This is a genomic window from Chryseobacterium sp. C39-AII1, assembly GCF_039672645.1.
Lineage (GTDB): Bacteria > Bacteroidota > Bacteroidia > Flavobacteriales > Weeksellaceae > Chryseobacterium.
This window is the reverse complement of the sequence record NZ_JBDFPQ010000004.1, coordinates 203,326-221,141: the sequence shown is the minus strand read 5'-3', so window position 1 is coordinate 221,141 and position 17,816 is coordinate 203,326. Positions and strand designations below refer to the sequence as shown.

Annotated in this window: 18 protein-coding genes; 8 read left to right on the top strand and 10 right to left on the bottom strand. The window is 33.2% G+C overall.

The features are described 5' to 3' along the window. Window positions 1-12: 12 nt before the first annotated feature. Window positions 13-363: a 4Fe-4S dicluster domain-containing protein gene (locus tag ABEG63_RS09045; protein WP_074228974.1), complete on the bottom strand. Its 351-nt coding sequence runs from the start codon at window positions 361-363 to the stop codon at window positions 13-15. Between the two features lie 59 nt (window positions 364-422). On the opposite strand from ABEG63_RS09045, the gene ABEG63_RS09040 reads away from it, so the two are divergent. From ABEG63_RS09040 to ABEG63_RS09030, 3 genes are read left to right on the top strand one after another with little or no spacing between them, the layout of a single operon-like run. Beyond that, window positions 423-1,457, top strand: coding sequence for an acyl-CoA reductase (locus ABEG63_RS09040; protein ID WP_346584240.1), 1,035 nt, complete (start codon window positions 423-425; stop codon window positions 1,455-1,457). 46 nt (window positions 1,458-1,503) lie between these two features. Then, window positions 1,504-1,965: a peptidylprolyl isomerase gene (locus tag ABEG63_RS09035; protein ID WP_346584239.1), complete on the top strand. Its 462-nt coding sequence runs from the start codon at window positions 1,504-1,506 to the stop codon at window positions 1,963-1,965. A 17-nt stretch (window positions 1,966-1,982) separates the two neighbouring features. Continuing rightward, window positions 1,983-2,669, top strand: coding sequence for a Bax inhibitor-1 family protein (locus ABEG63_RS09030; RefSeq protein WP_346584238.1), 687 nt, complete (start codon window positions 1,983-1,985; stop codon window positions 2,667-2,669). A 176-nt stretch (window positions 2,670-2,845) separates the two neighbouring features. Here ABEG63_RS09030 and ABEG63_RS09025 read toward each other — a convergent pair whose 3' ends face one another. From ABEG63_RS09025 to ABEG63_RS09000, 6 genes are all read right to left on the bottom strand, one after another. Further along, window positions 2,846-3,094, bottom strand: coding sequence for a hypothetical protein (locus tag ABEG63_RS09025; protein WP_072959348.1), 249 nt, complete (start codon window positions 3,092-3,094; stop codon window positions 2,846-2,848). A gap of 1 nt (window position 3,095) precedes the next feature. Next, a complete protein-coding gene (locus ABEG63_RS09020; protein ID WP_047402181.1) occupies window positions 3,096-3,401 on the bottom strand; it encodes a thioredoxin family protein in 306 nt (101 codons plus the stop codon). Window positions 3,402-3,531: 130 nt separating this feature from the next. Continuing rightward, window positions 3,532-4,164, bottom strand: a complete 633-nt coding sequence (locus ABEG63_RS09015; protein WP_267403130.1) for a peroxiredoxin — start codon at window positions 4,162-4,164, stop codon at window positions 3,532-3,534. A gap of 249 nt (window positions 4,165-4,413) precedes the next feature. Then, window positions 4,414-4,611 (bottom strand): hypothetical protein, encoded by a 198-nt coding sequence (locus tag ABEG63_RS09010; RefSeq protein WP_346584237.1) that lies wholly within the window; start codon window positions 4,609-4,611, stop codon window positions 4,414-4,416. Window positions 4,612-4,720: 109 nt separating this feature from the next. Continuing rightward, complete coding sequence (locus ABEG63_RS09005) at window positions 4,721-7,660, bottom strand: insulinase family protein (RefSeq protein ID WP_346584236.1); 2,940 nt, start codon at window positions 7,658-7,660, stop codon at window positions 4,721-4,723. Window positions 7,661-7,691: 31 nt separating this feature from the next. Then, complete coding sequence (locus ABEG63_RS09000) at window positions 7,692-8,885, bottom strand: pyridoxal phosphate-dependent aminotransferase (protein WP_346584235.1); 1,194 nt, start codon at window positions 8,883-8,885, stop codon at window positions 7,692-7,694. Between the two features lie 140 nt (window positions 8,886-9,025). On the opposite strand from ABEG63_RS09000, the gene ABEG63_RS08995 reads away from it, so the two are divergent. The 5 genes from ABEG63_RS08995 to ABEG63_RS08975 all read left to right on the top strand — a co-directional run bounded on the left by ABEG63_RS08995 (window position 9,026) and on the right by ABEG63_RS08975 (window position 14,298). Next, window positions 9,026-9,856, top strand: coding sequence for a GLPGLI family protein (locus tag ABEG63_RS08995; protein ID WP_346584234.1), 831 nt, complete (start codon window positions 9,026-9,028; stop codon window positions 9,854-9,856). A gap of 96 nt (window positions 9,857-9,952) precedes the next feature. Next, window positions 9,953-10,588, top strand: coding sequence for a 16S rRNA (guanine(527)-N(7))-methyltransferase RsmG (gene rsmG, locus ABEG63_RS08990; RefSeq protein ID WP_346584233.1), 636 nt, complete (start codon window positions 9,953-9,955; stop codon window positions 10,586-10,588). A 64-nt stretch (window positions 10,589-10,652) separates the two neighbouring features. Next, entirely contained in the window at window positions 10,653-11,066 is a 414-nt protein-coding gene (locus ABEG63_RS08985; RefSeq protein WP_312395239.1) for a hypothetical protein, read from the top strand. Next, a complete protein-coding gene (locus ABEG63_RS08980) occupies window positions 11,066-11,602 on the top strand; it encodes a DUF922 domain-containing protein (protein WP_346584232.1) in 537 nt (178 codons plus the stop codon). The genes ABEG63_RS08985 and ABEG63_RS08980 overlap by 1 nt, the downstream gene beginning before the upstream one ends. After that, a complete protein-coding gene (locus ABEG63_RS08975) occupies window positions 11,599-14,298 on the top strand; it encodes a PD-(D/E)XK nuclease family protein (protein WP_346584231.1) in 2,700 nt (899 codons plus the stop codon). Before ABEG63_RS08980 ends, ABEG63_RS08975 begins: the two co-directional genes overlap by 4 nt. Window positions 14,299-14,355: 57 nt before the next feature. On the opposite strand, the gene ABEG63_RS08970 is transcribed toward ABEG63_RS08975, so the two are convergent. The 3 genes from ABEG63_RS08970 to ABEG63_RS08960 all read right to left on the bottom strand — a co-directional run bounded on the left by ABEG63_RS08970 (window position 14,356) and on the right by ABEG63_RS08960 (window position 17,653). After that, window positions 14,356-15,534, bottom strand: coding sequence for an acyl-CoA dehydrogenase family protein (locus tag ABEG63_RS08970; RefSeq protein WP_346584230.1), 1,179 nt, complete (start codon window positions 15,532-15,534; stop codon window positions 14,356-14,358). Window positions 15,535-15,650: 116 nt separating this feature from the next. Then, entirely contained in the window at window positions 15,651-16,442 is a 792-nt protein-coding gene (locus tag ABEG63_RS08965) for an NUDIX domain-containing protein (protein ID WP_346584229.1), read from the bottom strand. Window positions 16,443-16,465: 23 nt separating this feature from the next. Further along, window positions 16,466-17,653 carry an MFS transporter gene (locus tag ABEG63_RS08960; protein ID WP_267403119.1) on the bottom strand — a complete coding sequence of 396 codons (1,188 nt, stop codon included), beginning with the start codon at window positions 17,651-17,653 and terminating at the stop codon, window positions 16,466-16,468. Window positions 17,654-17,816 lie beyond the last annotated feature (163 nt).

Here is a 17,816-nt window from a genome sequence, read left to right as displayed (position 1 = left end):
GACGGCAGTTTTTTATTCTCCGTGTAAAAACGCTTTTTTATTTAGCAGCGCTTCATCAGATTCTACATGGTCTTCATCCGGAACACAGCAGTCTACCGGGCAAACGGCCGCACACTGTGGCTCTTCATGGAAGCCTTTACACTCCGTACATTTATCTGTTACAATGAAATAAACATCATCACTCACCGGCTCCTGTGGCGCATCTGCATCCACGGTAAGGCCTGAAGGCAATGTTACAGTACCTGAAAGTTCGGTACCCTCTGAAGCTTTCCAATCTACCGCTCCTTCATAAATTGCATTGTTTGGGCATTCCGGTTCACAGGCTCCGCAATTAATGCATTCATCAGTTATTTTAATAGCCATCGCTAATTTTTTTTAAATTTGCACAAAATTACAAAATATTCCCCAATTTAAAAGTAATTATGAATATTGAAAATCAAGTTTTAGGACTTACAAGGCTTAGCCATTATATTAAAGACTTTTTAGCGAAAAATGAGGCCGATTATAACGAAAATGATGCTGATTTTGAACTGCTTTTACAGAAATCTAAAGTAGAAAATCAATGGTTTACTATTGAAAGTCAAAAGTTTGCCTTACAGCAATGGGCAGATCTTTTAACGGAAGAAAATATTAAAAACTGGATTTCGAATTACTCAATATCGAAAATTTCTAAAAGAGTAGGACTTATTTTAGCGGGAAATATCCCGTTGGTTGGTCTTCATGATGTTATTTCTGTGGTGTTGAGCAATCATATTCCTGTTATTAAATTATCCTCAAAAGATCGCTATATGATTCCATTTTTATTAAGAAAATGGAACGAATTTTCTGAAGGAAGCGTTGAGTTTGAATTTGTTGAAAAACTGGAAAACTTTGATGCCGTAATTGCTACAGGAAGCAATAATACAGCACGTTACCTTGAATATTATTTTAAAGACCGTTTGAATATCATTAGAAAAAATAGAACTTCTGTTGCTGTTTTAAAAGGTGATGAATCTGATGATGAGTTAAGATTATTAGCGAAAGATATTTTCCAATATTATGGTTTAGGTTGTAGAAACGTAACCAGATTGTTTATTCCTCAGGATTTTGTGATTGACAGGTTGTTTGAAAACTTTTTAGATTTTCAGGAAATCATCAATCATAATAAATATGCTAACAATTATGATTATAACAGAGCGGTTTATCTTTTGAACCAGGAAAAATTCTGGGATAATAATTTTGTGATGCTGAAGGAAGATGATAAATTGTTCAGTCCGCTTTCGGTAATTAATTTCAGCAGATATTCTTCTTTGGATGAAATGAAAAACTTTCTTGCCGAAAATGAAGAAAATATTCAATGTGTCGTGGCTAAAAATGAATTAGGCTTAGAGTCTATTGAATTAGGTGAAGCACAAAACCCAGGATTGGATACTTACGCTGATAATGTTGATACCATGAAATTTTTAGAAATAATTTAATTCTTTGTATCTTCAACAAAATATTTCACCAAATCACCAAAATCATATGAAAAAATTATTTCTAATTCTAAGCGTTTTCATTGCGGAATTGGCTTTCTCGCAAACCGTGAAAAGCATTAAAATTGAAAGCGGAGAAACTAAAGAAATGAAATTTGATGCATTAAGCAAAGAGAAAATCACTTCTTTTGATGCTAATTTTTCAAAATTTATTACTGCTTTGAAAGCTTCCGACCGAAAAACTTCCGATGCTTTGTTGTCGGAAAAAGCAAGAATGGTTGTAACGGATAATGTGTATAAAAAACTTTCAGCAGATATTAAATTTAATAAAAAACTGGAAATTTATAAATCAGGTTATAAGATTTTAAAAGACGGAAGCAGCTATCCGATGATTCAGTATAAATATGCTGATGATAAAGCGGAAACGCCGAGTGAAATTGTTACCGCAGTTTTTGAAGAAAACGGAAAAATATTAGGAATAAAACCTGCAAAAACGAATAAAGTAAAATAATTAAAAACAATAAAACTATGATGACAAATGTTTTGGTCGCGCACGCCAAAGATGTAGAAAAGGCGGATTTTTACAAGAAAACCTATTTGCATGTTGCTTTAGCAATTCTTGCATTTATTGCCGTGGAAACCGTTTTAATAAACATCGTACCACCAGAAATTATAGGATTGATGTTTACTCAGAAATACACGTGGTTACTAATCATTGGTGCTTTTTGGCTGGCATCTATTCTGGCAAATAAATGGTCTTTATCACAAAGCAGATCGACTCAGTATTTAGGGTTAGGAGCCTATGTTTTCATTGAAGCTATTATTTTCCTTCCACTAATTTACATTGCTGTTTTTCAAGCTGGTGGAGTAGTGATTTATCAGGCTGCAATGTTAACGATTGCGATGTTTGCTGGGATTTCTGTAGTTGCTTTTACTTCTAAAAGAGATTTTTCTTTCCTCAGAAACATTATTGTAATTGGAGGATTTATTGCTCTGGGATTAATTGTAGGAGGAATGATTTTCGGATTCAACCTTGGACTTTGGTTCTCTGTAGGAATGGTGATTTTAGCCTCTGCAACCATTTTATATCAAACAAGTAAACTGAAAGATGCTTACACAACAGATCAATATGTTGGTGCTTCTTTACAGCTTTTTGCTTCTATTATGTTGCTCTTCTGGTATATTTTAAGAATTTTAATGAGCAGAAGAAGCTAATTTTATTAATGAAGAATTTTATCCTTCATTTTTATAAACCCAAAAAATCCTGATGTCTTTTCATCGGGATTTTATTTTTGGTAGTTTAAACACAAATAGTACTAAATCAATCACAAATGACTCGATTTTTAATCTAAATATTTGTGAAAAATATTCGTGGAATTAGTGTTTAAATATTATTTATCAATCGATCCAAGAACCTTTTGAGCAAATGAGTTTAAAGCATCCTTTTCGCTCATTCCGTTTTGTACGTTGGCGTGAACTTCCAAAGCTCCGCAGATGTTTGTAATTAACTCTCCTGCAACGTTCATATCTTCTTCTGTTGTTCCTCTGAACTCTGTAAAGCTTTCTAAAACTTCTAACGTCTTTTCAAGATTTTCAGGAGTCTGATTCTGGAAAAATTGTCTGATTACGGGTAACTTCATCTTATAATTCGTTAAATAAATTAATTAAACTTTCCGCCTGATTAGACTGCACCTGATTCACCAATTCACCATTTTTGAAGATCGCAAAAGTAGGTAAGTTATCCACTTTAGCCAATTTTCTGCTTTCCGGTAATTTTTCTGCATCTACATAAAGGAAAGGAATGCTATCATTTTCAGATGCTAATTTTTTGAATTTAGGCTTCATGATTCTGCAGTTTCCGCACCATGTAGCACCATATTGTACAACTACTTTTTCGTTATCGCTTACTATATTTTGAAGGGTATCTTCTGTTAATTCTGTATACATAAGTTTATTTTTTAGAATAAAAAATAAACAATGTAGCAATCTAATAATTTACCAATCTAACAATAAGAAAATCACTTTTAAAATTGTTAAACTATTAAATTGCTACATTGTTATATTAAAAATTAAGGTATTAATTTTTTGCTAAATACTCAGCAGTAGAAGTTCTGTCAGCTTTCATAGCTTCTTTACCTTCTTCCCAGTTTGCAGGGCAAACTTCACCATGCTTTTGTACGTGAGTATAAGCGTCGATTAGTCTTAAATATTCTTTTACGTTTCTTCCTAGAGGCATATCGTTTACAGACTCATGGAAGATTTTTCCAGTTTCGTCGATCAAATAAGTTGCTCTGTACGTTACGTTAGAACCAGTGAAAACTTCTTCACCTTCTTCATTGTATTCGAAATCCTGATCTACAATTCCTAAAAGGTTAGCCAATTGTCTGTGTGTATCAGCTAAAAGTGGGTAAGTAACCCCTTCAATACCTCCGTTATCTTTTGAAACGTTCAACCACGCAAAGTGTACTTCGTTGGTATCGCAAGAAGCACCGATTACTTTAGTGTTTCTTTTTTCGAATTCACCTAAAGCCTCCTGGAAAGCGTGAAGCTCAGTCGGGCATACGAAAGTGAAATCTTTTGGATACCAGAACAAAATAACTTTTTGTTGGTTTGCTGTTGCTTCTTCAAAGATGTTGATTCTTAGATCGTCACCCATTTCAGACATTGCGTCTACCGTTACATTCGGGAATTTTTTTCCTACTAAAGACATAATTTTCTCGTTTTTATATTTAAATTTTCTGGTACAAATATAAAGACATTTCATCTATCGAACAAATCAATATTGATAAATAAAATCTATAATTGTTTTTGATGTAAAATAGAATAAAATGTCCTTAAAATCGTGTTTTTCATTATATTAATTAGTGAATTTTCTTTTCTGATTTAAGTTTATATCTATGATATCCAAAAAGAAAACCTAAGCGTTAACTTAGGTCTTCTTTTATTATTTTTAAATGAATTAATTAATATCTGTATTCGGAACTGTGGCACAGCTTCCATTTGAATTGCCACATTCGCTGCTTATAGAATCTATAGCGCCCTGAAGACTATCTGATACAATGGTTACTGTTTTTCCGTTACCACAGAAACAAGCATATCTTGTTCCTCCTTGAAATACTTTTAATTCTTTTCTCGTTAACTTCTTTAAGTTTTTCATAATGTAAATAGTTTTAATTAATTCTAAATTTAGTGATTAAAATCTATTTAACAATAATTTTATGCATAAAAAAGACTGTCTTTTTAGGACAGTCTTTAAATTATGTATCTTAATATCCGAATATTTCGGTTAAGTTTAGTTTTTTTACTTCTCCAAGCTTCTGCATATCGGCTTCTTGTACTTTATCTTGTGATGCTACAAGACAATATGTGAAATTTTTACCTTTCATCTCTTTATCATGGAAGCTGTTGATGTCTGCAAACGTTAATTTCGGAGCCTGCTCGTAGGTGTTTTTTCTGATATCAAAATTATTTCCAAGCTTTTGAGCTTTCAGATAAGAGAAAATAATTCCGTCCTGAGTAATTCTTTCCGCAGCAATTGATTTCTTTAAACCACTTTTTGCCGTTTCGAAAAGTTGCTCAGATTTTGGAAGATTGGTTAAAAGCTCGTTCATTGCCGTTGTAGACTCACTGAATTTATCTGCCTGAGTTCCTACATACGCCATAATCATATCTTTATCATCTTTTTTTGAAGGTAAAGAGAAATAAGAATACGTAGAATAAGCCAATGCCTTAGATTCTCTAATCGTCTGGAATACAATAGATCCCATGCCACCGCCGAAATAATTATTAAATAAACTTACCGTCGGAGTGATCGCAGCATTGTACTGATCTGCATTTCTGATCCAGAAAATTTCAGCCTGAACCATGTCATAATGCGCAAACAAAACCTTGTTCTTATCCGTGGGAACTTGTGCAAAAGTTTTAGACTTCGGCATTTCTTTCAACGAGTTGGATACTTTATGAATCGGCGTTAAAGAAGCCGTAACTTCATTTCCGGATTTTGGACCGTAATAAAGTACTTTATGTTTAAAATTAAATAAATCATGAAGTACATTAATTAAATCTTCTGCTTTCAACGCGTCTAATTCAGCATCGCTTAACACATTATTAAACGGATTTTGAGCACCATACTGAGCATAGCTTCTTAAGCCACTCATTATAGTTGATTTATTCTGTTTAGCATTTGCTCTTGATTTCTTCAGTCTTGCTTTATAAGAATCTAATGCCTGTTGATCCGGCTGACAATTTTTAATTAAATCTTCAAATAAAGCGGCGGTTTTATCAAAATTTTCATTTAAACCTTCTAAAGTTACATACGTTTCTTCGTTCCCGGCACTTACATTAAAGCTTGAAGCCAATTTGTAAAATTCTTTACTGATGTCTTCTGAAGATTTATTTTTTGTTCCTAAATATTCTAAATATTCTGCAGCTAAAGGAAGAATTTTATTATTCCATTTTCCTGAATCGAAATGATAATATAATCTGAATAGCGCATTATCTGTATTTTTTACAGAAAGTACATCTACACCGGATAATTTATTTTTAGCAATATCTTTATCAAAATTCAGCCAAACCGGAGAAATTGTAGCTTCCGGCATTGCTTCCACTTTTTTCAGGAAAGTCGACTGATCGTCTCTGTTCACAGAAACCGGCGTAATCGTTGGTTTATCAACCTTTGCAATGTTTTTATCTTCACCTTTTCTCTTGTAAACCGCTACATAATTATTATCCTTAAGATATTTTGTAGCGAAATCCATGATGTCTTTTTTCGTAAGTTTCGAGATTTCCTCAATATATTCCAGCTGAGTTTTGTGATCTACTTCAGACGTAAATTCATCCATCAAAGATTCTGCTCTCGAAGTATATTTTTCATACTTCTGAATTACATTTTTCTTCTCGTTGTTTACAATCGACTGAATAAGATCATCAGAAAATTCACCTTTTCTTAATTTATCAATTTCCTGAAGCAATAAAGTTTTTACTTCATCCAAAGATTGTCCTTCCGTAGGATTTCCCTGAACCAAAAGAACCGAATAATCTTTTAAAACATAAGGAAAAGCATAAGCTCCTAGTAATTTTTGCTTCTTAACAAGATCAAGATCAATTAAACCGGCTTGTCCGTTTGTCAGCATACTTCCTACAAAATTCAGCAATCTTGCATCTTTTGTTGTAGCTCCGGGAAACCTGAATCCAAGCATTATATTATCCGGATTCGGGCCAAAAACTTCTCTTGTAACAGGCGATGTAATTGCACTTTCCTGACCAACTTTATATTCAGGAATGGCCTTGTTTTTCATATAAGAGAAAGACTTGTCGATTTTTGCAATCATCTCATCAGGATTGAAATCTCCCGACATGATAATTCCCATATTGTTGGGAACATAATAGTTATTGAAATATTCTCTGATCGCTTTTAGAGAAGGGTTTTTCAAATGTTCAATCGTTCCGATCGTGGTTTGTTTTCCATAATTATTATTTGGGAAAATCGCTTCAAACATCGATTCGATTACTTTTCTTCTGTCGTCATCCAAACCTCTGTTTTTTTCTTCATAAACAGCTTCTAATTCGGTATGGAAAAGCCTTAAAATAGGTTGTCTGAAACGTTCTGCCTGAACGGTTAGAAATTTATCCGTTGCATTCGCAGGAATATCTTCTGTATAAACCGTCTGCTCAAAAGAAGTGAATGCATTCGTACCATCTGCGCCCATTCCTGTCAACATTTTGTCGTACTCATTGGCGATGGCATATTTTGCAGCTTCTCCTGAAACTTTATCGATTTCCTTATAAATCTCTTTTCTTTTCGCTTCGTCTTTTGTAGAATTATATTTCTCGTAAAGACCATCGATTTTATCTAAAAGAGGTTTTTCTTTAGCCCAGTCTTTAGAACCAAATTTATCAGTTCCCTTAAAAAGCATGTGTTCAAGATAATGCGCCAAACCGGTGTGATCTGACGGATCGGTCTTGCTTCCTGCTTTTGTAGCAATAAAAGTCTGAATCCTAGGCTCTTTTTTTGTCGGACTTAAAATAACCGTTAAACCATTTTTCAGGGTATAATATCTCGCTGAAGTAGGGTCGTTGGTTACGTATTTATAAGTATAACCGTTAGATTGTGCTTCTTTCCACTGGAAGTCCTGCCCGTAAGCATACCCGCAATAGCTTGCTGCAGCGATGCTTGTGGCAATGGTGAGTTTCTTTAAAAAGTTCATTGTTTAATTACTGTTGAGTTTTAATTATTGTTTAGTTAAATTTATCCAACAACTCTTTAATTCTTCTCATCGCTTCTCTCAATTCCTCTTCTGAAGCGGCATAAGAGAATCTGATACATTCCGGGCTACCAAAAGAAACACCACCTACGCAACCAACGTGAGCGTGCTCTAGAAGGAACATGGCGAAATCATCAGAATCTTTAATTTCAACTCCATCCAACGTTTTTCCGATGTAATGAGAAATATCCGGGAAGAAATAGAACGCTGCTTTTGGTAAAAGAACTTTAAATCCTGGGATTTCTTTCATCAAATCATACACAAGATCTCTTCTTACTTTGAAGGCATCAATCATGTATTTATACTCTGAAGGATCTGTATTTAAAGCGACGATAGAAGCTCTTTGAGCAACAGTATTGGCACCGCTCGTCATCTGTCCCTGAACTTTTTCACAAGCTTTCGCTAACCATTCCGGACAAGCAGAATAACCGATTCTCCAGCCTGTCATCGCAAATGCTTTAGACATTCCGTTGATTACAGCGGTTTGTTCATACACTTCCGGAAACTGTGCAATAGAAGTCGTTTTTGTTTCGTAATTGATATATTCGTAGATCTCGTCTGAGATAATAGTAACGTGAGGATATTTAGCAACAACTTTTGCGATCGATTTTAATTCGTCATAGGTATAATAACCACCAGAAGGGTTACATGGAGAACTGAAAAGGATTGCCTTAGTTTTATCAGTAATCACTTCTTCCAGTTGCTCTGCCGTTACTTTAAAATCTGTAACATAAGAAGTTGGAAGCATGACAGAATTTCCACCCATCATTTTCACCATTTCGTCATAGCTTACCCAATAAGGATTTGGAAGAATAACTTCGTCACCGTCATTCACAAGCGCTGCCAAAACATTAATAATAGATTGCTTAGCACCGTTCGCAACACAAATTTGAGATGGCTTGTATTCTAAGTTATTGTCTCTTTTAAGCTTGTTAACTATCGCTTCGCGAAGTTCTAAAAATCCGGGAACAGGAGAGTAGTGACTGTAGTTTTCGTTAATGGCATCAAAAGCAGCCTGTTTAATATTATCAGGAACATCGAAATCTGGTTCACCCAATGTTAAACTAATTACATTGATGCCTTTAGCTTTCATTTCTCTTGCTTTGTTAGACATTACGAAGGTTTGTGAGTAACCCAATCTATTTACTCTGTCTGAAAGTTTATTCATTATATATCTACTTTTTTTTGCTTTTCGAACAAATATATGATAAAAACGTCAATTTTAGTATAATATTGAGTATTATTCGGGGTTGTTCAGGAAAATTCTTATTCCTATTTTTGAAAACAACTAATAATTATTAACATCAAATGTATAAACTACTATTTTTACTTTTTGCATCATTTTTTTCAGCTCAGAATTATCGTTTTGTGTATGAATACAAAATGAAACCTGACGTCAATAAAAAAGATTCTCTGATCACAGATTATATGAATTTAGACACCAACGGGAAAAAATCTTTTTTCTATAATGCGGTAAAATATGAACGGGATTCTACTTATAGCAAAGATCAAAATTATGGTCAGTTGCTGACTTCAAAAAAGTATGATAGAAATTTAGGCTATCTTATCGAGAAAGATTATGCTAAAAAAGCAATGAAATTCTATGATAAATATAAAAGTGTTCAGTTGATTATTCCTGATTCTGAAATACCAAAATGGAATATAGAAAATGAATTCACCACAATTAATACTTTAAAATGTCAAAAAGCAACAACCTTTTATAAAGGAAGAAATTGGGAAGCGTGGTTTAGTAAAGAGTATCCGATCAGTGATGGACCTTATAAGTTTACAGGGCTTCCCGGATTGATTGTTAAAATGAAAGACTCAGATTCTGATCATGAATTTAATTTAATTCAAATTAAAAAAATAAAAAATATTTTCTCATTAATTCCTAAAAATGGTAAATCGGTTACCTCAAGTGAATATGTGAAATATCTGAAGAATGATTCCGGAAATATTAATGATAATATTGAAGCAATGAATATGAATTCTAAAAATGGAACGATGGGAGTTCATTTGAAAGACGGATATATTTCTACATTAGACCTAAATGAATTAAAAAAATCAAAAGATTTTGATGCTGCGGTGGCAAAAAAACTTCAGAGAACCAACAATCCTATTGAGAAGGATATTAAATAAATTACAAGGCTGTCTTCGGGCAGTCTTTTTTATTTACGGATTTACAGTTTGAATAACGCTAATAAAAACTTATTTTTGCGTTTTATAATAATTCAGATGTCTACAACGTTACTACTAAAATACTTTCCCGATCTTACAGAGAAACAGATTGAGCAATTTTCAAAGCTGGAAACTTTATATAATGAATGGAATGAAAAAATTAATGTGATTTCCAGAAAAGATATGGAATCTCTGTACGAAAAGCATATTTTGCATTCATTAGGAATTGCAAAAGTGATGGAATTTGCACCGGGAACAAAGGTTTTAGACATTGGAACGGGCGGCGGATTTCCGGGAATTCCTTTGGCTATTTTATTTCCTGAATCTCAATTTACTTTAATTGATTCTATTGGGAAGAAAATTACAGTCGTAAATGCAGTAGCTGAGGGTGTGGGATTAACCAACGTAACAGCTATTCACGGAAGAGCGGAAAAATTAAAGGAAAAATTCCATTTCGTAGTAAGTCGTGCCGTAACGCAAATGCCTGAATTTTTGAGATGGCTAAAGGGAAAGTTCGAAAAAGAGCAGTTTAACCCAAAACATAATGGTATTTTGTATCTAAAAGGTGGTGATTTGGCTGAAGAACTTGCCGGATTAAAATGTGAAATTTTTAATCTAAAAAACTATTTTGATGAAGAATTTTACGATACTAAAAAAGTAGTTTATTTATCAAAAGGTAATTTTAATTCTTAATTTAACATAAATAAGGAATAATTTTTGCTAAAAGTAATTATCAAAGATTTAAAGTGTTTATATTATGAAAAAGTTTCTCAACATTGGTTTTTCTGCTGTAATTTTAGGCGTGATTTTTATCTCGTGTAATGATGATGATGAAAATTATCAAACCATTAAAGCGGTAGAAAAAATAAAAATAGACAGTGTAAATATCCCTCAGGATACGATGCAGGTACTTGGTGTGCAGGCTATAAAAACATTTTCGACATATACATCTATGTGTGAAGGATTTTATGGATATGATTATGTAAGCGGTGAAAATTTAACAAGGACAGTAACTTCTTATAAATATATTACAGACGGAGTTTGCAGCACAAATAATCATGCTGCGTCTGGACAAATTAATTTCAGTCCGCAGGAAGCAGGAACTTACACCTTTAAATTTTGGACTGGCGGAGATACATGGCTTACAAAAACAATTATTGTTAAACCTTAATGAGATTAAAATTTTTAACGTTTTTACTTATTTCAACTCAAATTTTTTGTCAAAAAATTCCTTGGAATGAAAATCAAAAATTGGTTTGGGATAATTTTAAAAGTACGGTTAATCGTCGTGGTGGAGCAGATGTAGTTGCCTATACCAATTGCGGAATTCAATATGAAGTTGTCAAGTCTTCTGATCTGAAAGTGCCTGTGAAATTGACGATTCAAGCTGTTTTTAACGAAGAAAAGTCATGGAAAGATACAAAACGTATTACAGATTATGTTTTGGTTCATGAGCAGAAGCACTTTGATATTGCTGAAGTTTTTGCCAGAAAACTGAGAAAGCAAGTTTCGGAAAGAGTGAGAACTTCTGGAGAATTCAATAAATATTTTCAGGCAATTTATCTCAAAACGTTAAAAGATTACCAAAATTTTCAGATCAATTACGATAAAGAAACCCAACACGGTGTAAATAAAGAAAAACAAGCACAATACAACCAAATTATTTCAGACGAATTAGAAAATTTAAACAGCTTTAAAACCTCTTGAAATTCCTCAATAAAATCATCAGCGAACTTCTCGCACAAAACTCGGATTTATCTGCGTTCAACATTGTTTTGCCCGGAAAAAGACCGATTGTATTCATTCGAGAGATCTTAGAAAAAAATAATTATTCAGGGTTTTTACCTAATTTTTTCACCATTGAAGAACTGATTGATAAAATTGCAGATAAACAGCCTATTCAGGGGATTTCTTTATGGCTTTTCGCTTTTGATGTTTATAAAAGTCTGAATCTTATTCCCAATGATGATTTTGCCGATTTTCTAAAATGGTTTCCCACACTACAAAAAGATTGGGATGATATTTTAAAATTTTCCGACAGCGACCAAGCGGTTCTTCAATATATGTTTGATGAAGAGCGTATTAAAGAGTGGGCGCAGGATTTGGGGGAAGATGATGATGTGCCGAGAAAAAAGTTTCTTAATTTCTGGCAGAATATGAATATTTTTCTTCCTTCGTTGAAGCAAAAACTGAACGAAAGAAACTGGGCAACATCAGGAATGATTCACGAAACGGCAAAGGCTCAAATTGATGGTTTTGCTAAAAATACTTCTGAACAATTTGTTTTCTGTGGATTTAATGCATTTACGCCCGTTGAAGAAAAGTTAGTACGAAGTCTTTTACAATATAATAAAGGTCAATGCTTTTTTCAGGCAGACCGTTATTATTTTGATGATGAAAGGCAAGAAGCCGGTAAGTTTTTAAGAAACCATAAAACGTGGAAGGAATTTACCGATACACGTGAGTTTAACTGGATTGAAGATGATTTCAATCAGCCTAAAAATATAAAAATATATGAAGTTTCCGGAAATATTACCCAAACGAAAATTTTACCGGAAATCTTTAAGCAAATAGAAAATAAAACATTTTCGAATACAGCATTGGTTTTGCTTGATGAGAATTTGCTTCCAGCAAGTCTTGATGTAATGCATACGGTTGAAAATTTGAATATTACGATGGGGTTTCCATTGAAGAATCTTTCTTTTTCAAATGCTGTAAAACAATTGTTTTATCTTCAGAAACAATTAGAGAAAAATAAATCTTCCTATTATTACCGAGATCTGTTTCCTATTTTGGAAGAACTTCCGAAATCAGTTGAAGATGAATTGATTATCAATGATTTTAAAACAAAAATTGAAGAAAGGAATATCGTTTATATTTCAAAAAAACTTCTTCAGGAATTGTTAGGAGAATTGTCTTATTATGGTTTGTTACAAAAGGCAATTTCTACGAGTGAATATTTAGACTTATTGATAGCTTTTTGTCAGAAAATCAAATGGTTGGATATTGATGATATTCAGTACGAAAACGTTTCGCATTTCGAAAATTCATTCAGGATTATCAAAAATCAGCTTTCACCTTATCGTTTTGAGATAAAAATGGAAACGCTGGAAATTCTGATCAATCAGCATATTAATTCTGAAAGTATTGATTTTCAAGGGGAACCTTTGAGGGGTTTACAAATTATGGGATTGCTGGAAACGCGTCTTCTGAATTTTGAAAATGTAATTCTACTTTCTGTAAATGAAGGTAAATTACCTCTCGGAAATTCACAAAATACGTATATTCCTTTTGATATCCGTCGATTTTTTGATCTTCATACGTTTTTAGAAAACGACAGCATTTATGCTTATCATTTTTATCGATTGATTCAGGATGCAAAGAATGTTCATCTTTTATTTAATGCGTTAAGCTCTGGGGTAAATACGGGTGAAAAAAGTAGATTTATTACCCAAATAGAAATGGAAAGTTCTCATGAGATCGAACATTTGATTATTGAAAATTCTTCCGAGCCAATTATCACACAACCGATCGAAATTTCCAAGACAAATATTGTTCTTGAACGATTGACAAAATGGAAAGAAAAAGTGTCGGCCTCACACCTTACAAGTTACCTTTATAATCCGATTGATTTTTATCTCTCGAAAATCTTAAAGACTTCTGAAACAGATGAAATTGAAGAGGAATTATCTGTAAGAAATTATGGAAATCTTGTTCATTATTCACTTCAAGAAATATATGAAGAAATAAAAGGTAAGGTATTAAAAGAAAGTGATTTACAAAATTCAATTAAAGCAATCAATAAATACATTGATATTGCTATAGAAAAGCTGAAACATCAGCCTGAATTCTATGAAAAAGGAATGAATTTTATTCATAAAGCCATCGCAAAAAAGGTTATTGAAAACATTCTTAATCATGACCTCGAACTGGTGAAAAGCGGAAACAAATTAGAGATCATTGATATTGAAAGAAAGTTTGAAAATGTAGATTTTTATCTGGATGAATCTACAAAAGATAAAGTTTCGTTTTTAGGATATATTGACAGAATTGATAAATTGAACGGAACCGTACGAATCATTGATTATAAAACGGCAAAAATTAAAAATCTTATCGTAAAAATTGATGCTGAAAATGAAGCGGAATATTTCCATAACAGCGATCGGAAACAGGCTTTGCAGTTGTGTATTTATCAGTATGTGATTCAAAGTTTACCAGAATTTTGGGGATTGCCGGTAGAAACAGGAATCTGGAGTTTTGCAGAAGCGAGAAAAGGCGTTGTATCATTACAATTTGAAAAAGGAACGATTGACAATGCCATGGAATCTGTTAAAAGTTTAATTCTGGAAATTTTAAACCCTGATATTAATTTCATAGAAAAAATTAAATCTTTTTCAAACTAAAAAAAGCCTGATCAATGTGATCAGACTTTTGTCTATATAAATATTTTCGTTTTAAAATTAAAAAGCGTTAATGCCAGTAATATCCATTCCTGTGATTAATAAGTGTACATCGTGCGTTCCTTCGTAAGTGATTACAGATTCTAGATTGGCCGCGTGGCGCATCATCGGAAATTCTCCCATAATGCCCATTCCTCCAAGGATCTGGCGTGATTCTCTTGCGATATCAATGGCCATTTTTACGTTATTTCTTTTCGCCATAGAAATTTGTGCAGGCGTTGCGGTATGAGCATTTTTAAGATTTCCTAATTGTAAGCAAAGGAGCTGAGCTTTAGTGATTTCCGTTAAAAATTCTGCTAATTTTTTCTGTTGCAACTGATAAGAACCGATGGGTTTTCCAAACTGTTTTCTTTCTTTAGAATACTGAACAGCAGTACAATAGCAATCAATCGCTGCTCCGATTACACCCCATGAAATTCCGTATCGTGCTGAATTTAAACAAGATAAAGGACCTTTTAATCCAGTAACGCCCGGAAGAAGGTTTTCTTTAGGAACTTTTACATCATTAAACACCAATTCTCCTGTTTTTGAAGCTCTTAAGCTCCATTTATTATGCGTTTCAGGAGTTGTAAAGCCCTCCATACCTCTTTCAACGATCAATCCCTGAACTTTTCCTTCTTCATTTTTAGCCCAAACCACAGCGATATGGCAAAGTGGTGAATTGGTGATCCACATTTTAGCACCATTTAAAAGATAATGATCGCCCATATCTTTAAAATAAGTTTCCATAGATCCCGGATCTGAACCGTGATTAGGCTCTGTTAACCCAAAAGACCCGATCATTTCACCGGAAGCTAATTGTGGTAAATATTTTTTCTTCTGTTCTTCCGAACCGAACTCGTTAATAGGAAACATCACCAAAGAACTTTGCACGGAAGCGGCAGAACGTACGGCAGAATCGCCTCTTTCCAGCTCCTGCATAATCAAACCATAAGAGATTTGATCCAGCCCTGAACCTCCATACTCAACCGGAATATAAGGACCAAGCGCTCCAACTTTCCCCAATTCTCTCATTAAATTAGGAATATCTGTATGATCTTGTGCGGCCTGATCGATCTTCGGCATTACAAAACTTTCTACCCATTCTCTGATCGATTGGCGGATAAGCTTGTGTTCTTCGGTAAGTAAAGCATCAATTCCGTAATAATCGGGGATGCTTGTAAGAGGATAATATGACATGATTTTTTGATTTGACTAAAAGTAATACTTTTCGCGATGTTTGCGAAATTTTTTTTGAAATGCTTTTATCGATTGAAAATCAGAATGTTTTAAGCTTGTTATTCAAATATAAACAGTTAAGCCTCTTCTTCGTCATTCGAAATAGGATATTGACTGGTGGAATTATGAACTTTATTTTTAAACTTATACAAATAAGGCGCTTTGTTGGCGGAACCATCATAAAGTTTTTCCAGTCGGTCTAAAATATTTAAACTTAAAATTTTTCGCTGAAAATTGTTTCTTCTGAATTTTTGTCCTAAAATGGTTTCATACAAACATTGAAGATCTTTCATGGTAAACTTTTCAGGAAGAAGATTACTCGCGGCAACTTCTGTATTGATGTTCATTCTGAGATATTCCAGCCCATCTCTTATAATTCTGTCGTGATCGAAAGCCATGTGAGGAAGATTATTAACTTCAAACCACTCACAGGTCTCATTGAAGTTGTCCGGAAAAGTATTGGTAAGGGAAAAATCGATCAAGCTGCAATAGCCCACAGTAATAAATCTCTGGAAAATCCAGTGATCTTTAGGGACTTCAATTCCTTTGTTGTTTAATAATATTTGATGAACATTATTTTCCGTTCTGTCGATTCTGCCGAATGTATGAAACTGTTTTAAGAAAATATCTTTCAAATGTGTTCTTTCATATAAAACGCGTTCGGCGGCTTCTCTTAAATCTTCATCATTAAAGACAAAACCTCCGGGAAGTGACCATAAATTGAGATCGTGATACTTCAGCAGCAAAACCTTCAAAATATTGTCATGAAAACCAAATATGGTGCAGTCTACAGACACATGTGCTACAAAGTCTTTTGTATCAATAAGTTCCTGAAGGGTTTCTTTGTTTTTTTCGTTCTTGATTTTCATGGCAGTAAAAATAAAATTATTTTCTAAATATTTTTCTTAACAGTGTTAAAATATATCAAACTGATTGTAAAAAGCAGAATGACAGCGAATAAAATGTATAATGAATAGTAGTCTAAAAGCCCTTTTCCGAACAAAATAGACATGATGATGGAACTAACCGAGCTTCCCAACGACGAGAAAATGACAATTAATGAAGTAAAAAGATTAATTTTTTCTTTATCGACCAATGCAATCATTTTGGAATTGACTACCGGGTAGAGTGGTGATAAAAATAACCCAATCACAGGAAATAAAAACAATAAGACTCCCGAATCTTTTGAGTGTAAAAACTGTATTCCTAAAATGACCCCTAAAACAATAACGATCAGTACCAGAGAGGTTTTGTAATATCTTGATAATGAAAATTTATGAATGATATTGGCGGTAATTGTTCTTCCGGTATAGGAAAATAAGGCTAAAAATGAAGTGGCCTGAAGTGCAAAAAATGAATTAACCTTTAAATGATTTTTATAAAAGGAAGGCAGCCATGAATTGAAGCTTTGCTCTACAAAAACAATACAGAATATAACCCCTAAAAATAATAAAACGGTTTTGTTAACGACTTTTAAAAGGTCTGAAATGATTCCTTTATTTTCCGTTTTTTGAGGTTCTGAGATCTGTAATCTTGAAAATAAAATAATGGTAATGAATGAAATAACTGAAATTCCTAAAAAGCCAAATTTCCAGTATTCTGAATATTCGCTGGAGATGAGCCAACCAAACCCTGTATTGACCACAAAAATCCCGATCATAAAGGAAGCTTCCACATTATTCATCGTTTTTGCTAAAGATTTTTCCTCTGAAATATTGTTACGAATAATTCCGAAAACACAAATCTTTCCCAAAGCAAAACATGTCCCGATAATGGCAAACCATAATTTGTAAAACCAAAAAACTTCAACAAAAGGTAAAATGCAGGAGCAAATCCCAACAATTGTTAATGCCAAAATCAATGATTTTTTTGTTCCGGTTTTACTGATAAAATTCACTGCAAAAAGTGAAATAAATGCAATTGGAAGATCTTTAAAAGATTCTAAAAAACCCAACTTTTCATAGGTGATTTTTGCCTCCGAAAGTTGAAGAATGATAATGCCCATGCAGTTTAGCACCATCGAAAAAATAAGGAAGGTTAACTTAAGCGGAAGGGATATTTTGGTGAGCTTGCTCGTCATTTTGGGGAAATATTTTATTGAATTTTTACGATTTTTAATGAATTATGACAACAAATTTATGCCTTTAAACCCCCAAAAATAAACGAAAAAGTAAAATATTTATTAATATAATGTTAATTATTTGAAAAAAAATATATTTTTATTGTCTCAATTTGAGAATTAA

Coding starts and splice junctions, on each gene's coding strand:
- ABEG63_RS09045 (WP_074228974.1), bottom strand. CDS start 363: ATGGCTATTAAAATAACTGATGAATGCATTAATTGCGGAGCCTGTGAA.
- ABEG63_RS09040 (WP_346584240.1), top strand. CDS start 423: ATGAATATTGAAAATCAAGTTTTAGGACTTACAAGGCTTAGCCATTAT.
- ABEG63_RS09035 (WP_346584239.1), top strand. CDS start 1,504: ATGAAAAAATTATTTCTAATTCTAAGCGTTTTCATTGCGGAATTGGCT.
- ABEG63_RS09030 (WP_346584238.1), top strand. CDS start 1,983: ATGATGACAAATGTTTTGGTCGCGCACGCCAAAGATGTAGAAAAGGCG.
- ABEG63_RS09025 (WP_072959348.1), bottom strand. CDS start 3,094: ATGAAGTTACCCGTAATCAGACAATTTTTCCAGAATCAGACTCCTGAA.
- ABEG63_RS09020 (WP_047402181.1), bottom strand. CDS start 3,401: ATGTATACAGAATTAACAGAAGATACCCTTCAAAATATAGTAAGCGAT.
- ABEG63_RS09015 (WP_267403130.1), bottom strand. CDS start 4,164: ATGTCTTTAGTAGGAAAAAAATTCCCGAATGTAACGGTAGACGCAATG.
- ABEG63_RS09010 (WP_346584237.1), bottom strand. CDS start 4,611: ATGAAAAACTTAAAGAAGTTAACGAGAAAAGAATTAAAAGTATTTCAA.
- ABEG63_RS09005 (WP_346584236.1), bottom strand. CDS start 7,660: ATGAACTTTTTAAAGAAACTCACCATTGCCACAAGCATCGCTGCAGCA.
- ABEG63_RS09000 (WP_346584235.1), bottom strand. CDS start 8,885: ATGAATAAACTTTCAGACAGAGTAAATAGATTGGGTTACTCACAAACC.
- ABEG63_RS08995 (WP_346584234.1), top strand. CDS start 9,026: ATGTATAAACTACTATTTTTACTTTTTGCATCATTTTTTTCAGCTCAG.
- rsmG (WP_346584233.1), top strand. CDS start 9,953: ATGTCTACAACGTTACTACTAAAATACTTTCCCGATCTTACAGAGAAA.
- ABEG63_RS08985 (WP_312395239.1), top strand. CDS start 10,653: ATGAAAAAGTTTCTCAACATTGGTTTTTCTGCTGTAATTTTAGGCGTG.
- ABEG63_RS08980 (WP_346584232.1), top strand. CDS start 11,066: ATGAGATTAAAATTTTTAACGTTTTTACTTATTTCAACTCAAATTTTT.
- ABEG63_RS08970 (WP_346584230.1), bottom strand. CDS start 15,534: ATGTCATATTATCCTCTTACAAGCATCCCCGATTATTACGGAATTGAT.
- ABEG63_RS08965 (WP_346584229.1), bottom strand. CDS start 16,442: ATGAAAATCAAGAACGAAAAAAACAAAGAAACCCTTCAGGAACTTATT.
- ABEG63_RS08960 (WP_267403119.1), bottom strand. CDS start 17,653: ATGACGAGCAAGCTCACCAAAATATCCCTTCCGCTTAAGTTAACCTTC.